The following is a 6,622-nucleotide window of genomic DNA, read 5'->3' as shown; positions in this document are numbered from 1 at the left end:
CACTCACCTTGCCGCGCTTGGCGTGCCAGTCGTCGTTGTCGCTGACCTTGTCACCACCAGCAACCGGGGTGGCCTCAACGGTGGCCTTGTTGGCGTGCTTGGCAGCGTCCGTGATGGCCGGCAGGGTAGCGGTGCAGTCAAAGGAGGCCTGGGGCGCGAACACCCAGTCGGCCGGAGCAGTGACCACGCCGTTAACAGCAGCAATGTCGGTGCCGTTGATGTGGCACTTCAGATCGGTCAGGGCCGGGCCGGCCAGAGTCTGGTCGGTGACCTTGACGTTGTTCAGCTCGCCCTTACCAGTGTTGGTAACGGTGAACTTCACCGGCTGGGCAGCCAGGCCAGAAAGGACCAGGGCCGCGTCCTCGGTGTCGCGGTCGCCAGCGGGCAGGACCTTGGGCTGGCCGTTAACCAGTTCGGCGTTACCGTCCTGGTCGAAGGTCACCCCGCTCCAGGCACCGTCGTACTTCTCGATGTCGATACCCGTGGGCTTCTTAACAAAACCAAAGTCCAGGCTCAGGTCCTTGCCGCCATCAGTGGGCAGCTCTACCGCGGTCTCGCTACCAGTGGAGGAGTCCTTGGCGCGGTCGCTACCAGCACCAGCAGTGGTGGGCTCGTAGTTATCCGGGGTGGTAACAGCAACCTTGTACTTCACGCCTGCCGGGAGGATTTCCAGGTCGGCGAAGAGGTACTTACCGGCCGCGTCGGTCTTGGTGGTGGTAACCACGCTGCCGTCGATCTTCTTGGCCGGCTTGTTGTCGGTGCGCGAGATGGTCAGGGTGACGTCCTTCAGCGGCACATCAGAGTTGTCCTGCAGGCCGTCCTTGTTCGCGTCGAACCAGACGTAGTCACCCACACTCACCTTGCCGCGCTTGGCGTGCCACTCATCGCTATCAGTGACCTTGTCACCACCAGCAACCGGGACAGCCTCAACCGTGGCGGTGTTGGCGTGGCTGGTGTGGTAGGCGCCAGTGGCGTCAGCCTCGGCCAGCTTGGGCAGCGTACCGGTGCACTCAAACGAGGCCTTGGCAGCAAACACCCAATCAGCCGGAGCAGTGACCACACCATTAACCCCAGCCACGTCCTTGTTGTCGATGCGGCACTTGAAGTCGGTCAGGGCCGGGCCACCATTAGTACGGTCGGTGACCACCACGTTCTTCAACGCGTCCTCACCAGTGTTAGTCACAGTGAACTTCACCGGCTGGGCCTCCAAACCAGAAAGCACCAAAGCCTGGTCAGCACCATCACGGTCACCAGCAGGCAACACCGCAGGCTGACCATTACTCAACACCGGCTTATCACCATTGAACTGAACACCAGCCCAAACACCGTCGTACTTCTCAATATCAATACCCGGCGCAGTCTTCACAAAACCAAAGTCCAACGTCAGGTCTGCATCCCCGTCGTTGACTAGGTCGCCGGACTCGGCGCTACCGGTAGAGGAGTCGAGAGCCGGGTTGGTGCCGACGTTGGCCTTGGTCGGCTTGTAGCCGGAAGGATTAGTGACGGTGACGACGTAGTGGGTCACGCGTGCAGGCAGCACCTCCAGGTTGTCGAAGCTGTAGGCGCCGCTGGCGTTGGTCTGCGTGGAGGTGTTCGGGTAGGCCGAGCCGTCTGCGCTGTCTTGACCGTGGCGGTTGTCTGAACGCGGGATCAGGGTCAGGGTGACGCTCTGCCCAGCGGGACGTCGGTGTTGTCCTGCAGGCCGTCCTTGTTCGCGTCGAACCACACGTAGTCACCCACACGCACCTGCTTGAAGCTGGCGGCGTTCGTGAGCTGAACGGGAGTGACGTTTCCGCCCGCGATGTCGAACGTAGCGGTGGAGGTGGTATTGCTGTTTGCGCCGATCTGGAAGCGGGGGTTACTCCAGATGATCGCGGGTCCACCGGGGGCTGCCGAAGCCTCGCTGAGTTCAATCGTGGTGTCCGCGGGGAACGGCAGCGGGTTGGGCAGGTAGCTCGTGATCTGGCCGATGGGCAGAGTAAGCGGGAACGGGTTGCTGGGCGGGGCAGTCCAGCCCGGGTAGTCGGCTGCGGTCTTCCCGCCCGGCAGGGTCCACTTCACGTTGACGACCACTCGGGTGTTGGGGTCGACCAGATTTGCGGCGGGGCCATCGACTAGCTTGACCACGGAGAACGAGCCGTAGCCGGCGGTCATCGTGGCGCTACCGCCCGCAGCGGCCACGTAGTTCTGGTTGTTGGTGATCGTCTCGCCCAGTCCGACAATCTCGACCTTGTTGGAGTAGATGATGCCGGGGTCGGCCACGCCGCTGTCCGTCTTTGGCAGGGTGGCGTAGGAGATCATGTAGTTGGTGTTGGGCTCCCAGTCCGCTCCGTCGTTCGGGCGGATAGCCAGGGACATCTTGCTGTCGCCCTCAGAGAACGTCCGCTCGATGGAGAAGGTGGTGCGGCCCTCGGCGTTGATGATCGGGGCGCGGTTCGGGTCGGTGGTACCAACTCGGATCGTCTTGCCCGGAGACGGCTGGCTCTGAGAGTTCAGCACGCGGATGGTCAGAGGGCTGTCGGTCTGGAACTTGTGGCCCGCGCTAGTGATGTCGCTAATGAGGAGCGGGTTGGGGATGGAGCCGTTGAGGCGGCGGGCAAGCACGTTGGAGTTGAAGCGAATGTGCCACCAGATGCGCTTAGTGTCGTGGCGAACGCCATCGGAACCCTTATCGATGGGGCGCTCCCAGTAAGTGCCCGGGCTGGGGGCGGGGATTGGATTGCCGCCCGGGTAGTTCTCGCTCTCGACCTTGCCGTTGAGGTCGAAATTGCCGGAGACGGAGTCATCTACGTGGTGTACGCGAGCTGCGATCCAGCCGTCGCCGGTGAGGTGCTCGTTGCCGAGCTCCTGGGCGTGGGTAAGCCCCTCGTCAAAAGTACAGGTGACGCGGGCCGGAGCCTGGTTGGTCTGCTGGCGTAGCACGCAGCTGCCGATCTTCTGCATCGTGGTCTCGCCGGACTGCACGTTCACGATCGGGGTCTCAAGGTCGTAGGGGGCTACGTCGTTGAGCGTGAAGTTCTGCGGCAGGCCCAGGTAGAAGCTATCCCCGGCCTTGGGGTTGGCCTGAGAGGCGTCCCACTTCCAGGTGATGCAGACGCGAGCGCCGTGCGTGACCGGCCGGTCATCGCAGGTGGGCGGTGCTCCAGCGCCGACGTAGCGCTGCACCTTCACGCTGTGGACGACGATGTCCGTGTTGGTGGTCGCTGACGCGCCGGGAGAGATTGACAGCACCACCGCGATAGCTGCCAGCAAAAGGCTTAGCGCGGTGGCGAACGATACTGCTCGATTCCTCGTTGAACTATGCATGGTGCCTCGATTCCGAGTAAGGACGTAGGCAGACCACGTGGGCTGCCAACTTGGAAGGCTGAGAGAGGCCGCTTAGCGATCACTCTATATTGACTAGACCTATTCAGTTCGAGTTTCGAGCTAGCAGTATGGGCTCGCAAGCCACAAGGGGGCGATTTAGTTGTTTAGTGAACTTGTTGTCTGCGTTGCGGCGTCCGATTTGGCCCGGTATTCCGCCAGTTTTGCCCCCTTCGCACAGGTGTGAGGGGTGGCGGTTGTAGAAGTCGCCAAAGAGTGCAAACTTGCGAATATGCGAATGTGTGACGGCGCGGGTGCGATGCTCCTCGCTATTGAAAAGCATTTGCAAATGCCAGGGCCCGGGCTGGTCCGTTTGTTGGTGGTCCAGTCCGGGCCCTGGGGGTTTAGGAGAGTTTGCCTGTTTTAGGGGTTTGGTCTCCTGGTTCTAGCGTTGTGGGCTAGTTCTTCTTGCGGCGTAGGAGGAGGAGTGTGCCTCCGGCTGCCAGCAGGGTTAGGGCGTAGGGGGCTAGGGTGAGGGCGTTGCTACCGGTTTTGGCCAGCTTGCCTCCCTTGCCGCCCTTGGTGGTGGGCTTTTTGAAGCCGAAGTCCAGGGAGAGGTCCTTGTCTCCGTCCTTGGTCAGGCCGATGGTGGTGGCCTTGTCGGTAGAGGAGTCGGTTTCCCGGGTGCCCTGGCCGGTCTTGGCCGGCTGGTAGCCCGCGGGCGGGGTGATGGTGACGGTGTAGGACTGGTTGTCCTTCAGAACGGGCAGGTTGTCGAAAAGGTACTTGCCGTTCTCGTCGGTCTTGACCGGGCCAACGGGGTTGCCGTTGACGTCGGTGACGTCCTTGCCGTCGGGTCCGGTGATCTTCAGGGTCACACCAGCGATGGGCTTGTCGGTGTTGTCCTGGATTCCGTTGTCGTTGAGGTCTTCAAAGACGTAGTCACCCACGGTAACTGAGGGCTTGTAGTAGCCAAAGTCCAAGGTCAGGTCGCTAGCGCTGTCGGTGGACAGGTCTGCCAGGCTGACCGAGGTCGTGGTGGAAGAGTCGTTGGCTCCCTGGCCGTTGTTGGTACCGGCCTTGGTGGGCAGGTAGCCGGCCGGGTCGCTGACCGTGACGGTGTAGGACTCACCCTGGGGTAGCACGGGCAGGTTCTCAAAGAGGTACTTGCCGTGCTCGTCGGTCTTGACCGGGCCAACGGGGTTGCCGTTAACGTCGGTGACGCTCTTACCGTCCGGGCCGGTCAGGGTCAGGGTGACGTCCTTGATACCGGGCTCGCCGGTGTCTTGGAGGCCGTCCTTGTTCTTGTCGAACCAGACGTAGTCACCCACGGACACCTTGGCCTTGATGAAACCAAAGTCCAAGGTGGGGTCGTTGGCCCCGTCGGTGGACAGGTCTGCCACGCTGGCCGAGGTCTGGGTAGAAGAGTCATCACTACCAGCGCCGTTGTTCATGCCGGCCTTGGTCGGCACGTAACCGAAGGGGGCGGTAACGGTAACGATGTACTTCACCTCACCGGTGAGGACTTCCAGACCAGTAAAGGCGTACTTGCCGTGCTCGTCGGTGGTGATGGTCAGCTCGGTGCGGGCGGTGTGGTCAGCGTTGTTGACCGGCTTACCGTCGCTACGAGAGATGGTCAGGGTGACGTCCTTGAGTGGCACATCAGTGGCGTCTTGCAGGCCGTCCTTGTTGACGTCGTACCAGACGTAGTCACCCACGCTGACCTCGGGGAAGAAGAAACCAAAGTCAAGGGTGAGGTCCTTAGCCCCGTCACTGGTCAGTTCCTGGGCGGTAGCACTACCAGTAGAGGAGTCCTTGGCCCGGTCGCTGCCCTGCTCGGCCTTGGTGGGTACGTAGCCGGCCGGGTCGGTGACAGTAACCACGTACTTCTCACCCGCTGGCAGCATCTCCAAGTCCTTAAACAGGTACATGCCGCTAGCGTCGGTAGTGGTGGTGGTAACCGGGTTGCCATCAGCGTCCTTAACGGGCTTGCCGTCCGTACGCGAGATGGTCAAAACCACGTCCTTGATGCCCTTTTCGTCATCGTCTTGCAGGCCGTCCTTGTTCGCGTCGAACCAGACGTAGTCACCCACACTCACCTTGGCCTTAACAAAACCAAAGTCCAAACTCAGGTCCTTGTCCCCATCATTAGGCAACACGACCGCAGTCTCGCTACCAGTAGAGGAGTCCTTGGCCCGGTCACTGCCAGCCCCAGGAGTGGTGGGAACAAAACCACGCGGGTTGGTAACCGTCACCACGTACTTCGCGCCTGCCGGCAAGATCTCCAGGTCAGCAAACAAGTACTTACCGGTCGCGTCGGTCTTGGTGGTGGTAACCACGCTGCCGTCGATCTTCTTGGCCGGCTTGTCGTCCGTGCGAGACAGGGTCAAGGTCACATCCTCCAGCGCCACGTCGCTGGCGTCTTGCAGACCGTCCTTGTTGGCGTCGTACCAGACGTAGTCACCCACACTCACCTTGCCGCGCTTGGCGTGCCAGTTATCGCTATCGGTGAGCTTGTCACCACCAGCCACCGGGGTGGCCTCCACCCGGGCGGTGTTAGCGTGCTTGGCCGCGTCCGTCATGGCCGCCAGGGTAGCGGTGCACTCAAACGAAGCCTTGGGCGCAAACACCCAAGCCGCCGGAGCACTAACCACACCATCAACAGCCACCACATCAGCGCCATCAATACGGCACTTGAAGTCGGTCAGGGCCGGGCCAACAATCGTGGTGTCAGAAACCTTGACGTTGTTCAACTCGCCCTTACCCGTGTTAGTCACGGTGAACTTCACCGGCTGGGCAGCCAGACCAGAAAGCACCAGGGCCACATCCTCGGTGTCACGGTCACCAGCGGGCAAGACCTTGGGCTGACCATCAACCAGCTCAGCGTTACCCGCCTGGTCAAAGACCACCCCACTCCAAGCACCGTCGTACTTCTCAATATCGATACCCGTGGGCTTCTTAACAAAACCAAAGTCCAGCGTGAGGTCCTTGTCCCCATCGTTGGGCAGCTCGACCGCAGTCTCGCTGTCGGTGGAGGAGTCCTTGGCGCGGTCGGTCCCGACACCAGCAGTGGTGGGCTCGTAGTTGACCGGGGGTGCGACGGTGACCTTGTACTTCACGCCTGCCGGGAGGATTTCCAGGTCGGCGAAGAGGTACTTACCGGCCGCGTCGGTCTTGGTGGTGGTAACCACGCTGCCGTCGATCTTCTTGGCCGGCTTGTCGTCCGTGCGGGACAGGGCCAGGGTGACGTCCTTGAGCGGCACGTCGCTGGCGTCTTGCAGGCCGTCCTTGTTCGCGTCGAACCAGACGTAGTCACCCA

The 6,622-nt window shown here is 61.6% G+C and carries 3 protein-coding genes; all 3 read right to left on the bottom strand.

Going from position 1 to position 6,622, the window contains the following annotated elements; genetic code table 11:
- Positions 1–1,726 (bottom strand): SdrD B-like domain-containing protein (locus AC4PWQ_RS01310; protein ID WP_492089546.1); only part of this gene is annotated, 1,726 nt, incomplete at its 3' end.
- Positions 1,657–3,306: a DUF7926 domain-containing protein gene (locus AC4PWQ_RS01305; protein ID WP_492089545.1), complete on the bottom strand. Its 1,650-nt coding sequence runs from the start codon at positions 3,304–3,306 to the stop codon at positions 1,657–1,659. The genes AC4PWQ_RS01310 and AC4PWQ_RS01305, both read right to left, overlap by 70 nt.
- A gap of 455 nt (positions 3,307–3,761) precedes the next feature.
- On the bottom strand, positions 3,762–6,622 hold a 2,861-nt coding region (locus AC4PWQ_RS01300), incomplete at its 5' end, for an SdrD B-like domain-containing protein (RefSeq protein ID WP_492089544.1).

Source organism: Buchananella sp. 103232, from assembly GCF_058725725.1.
Note: the sequence above shows the minus strand (reverse complement) of the source record. Positions and strands in the feature narration are given on the sequence as shown.

Bases quoted from the DNA above. Each gene is read 5' to 3' on its own strand.
- AC4PWQ_RS01305 (WP_492089545.1), bottom strand. From the start codon at position 3,306: ATGCATAGTTCAACGAGGAATCGAGCAGTATCGTTCGCCACCGCGCTA.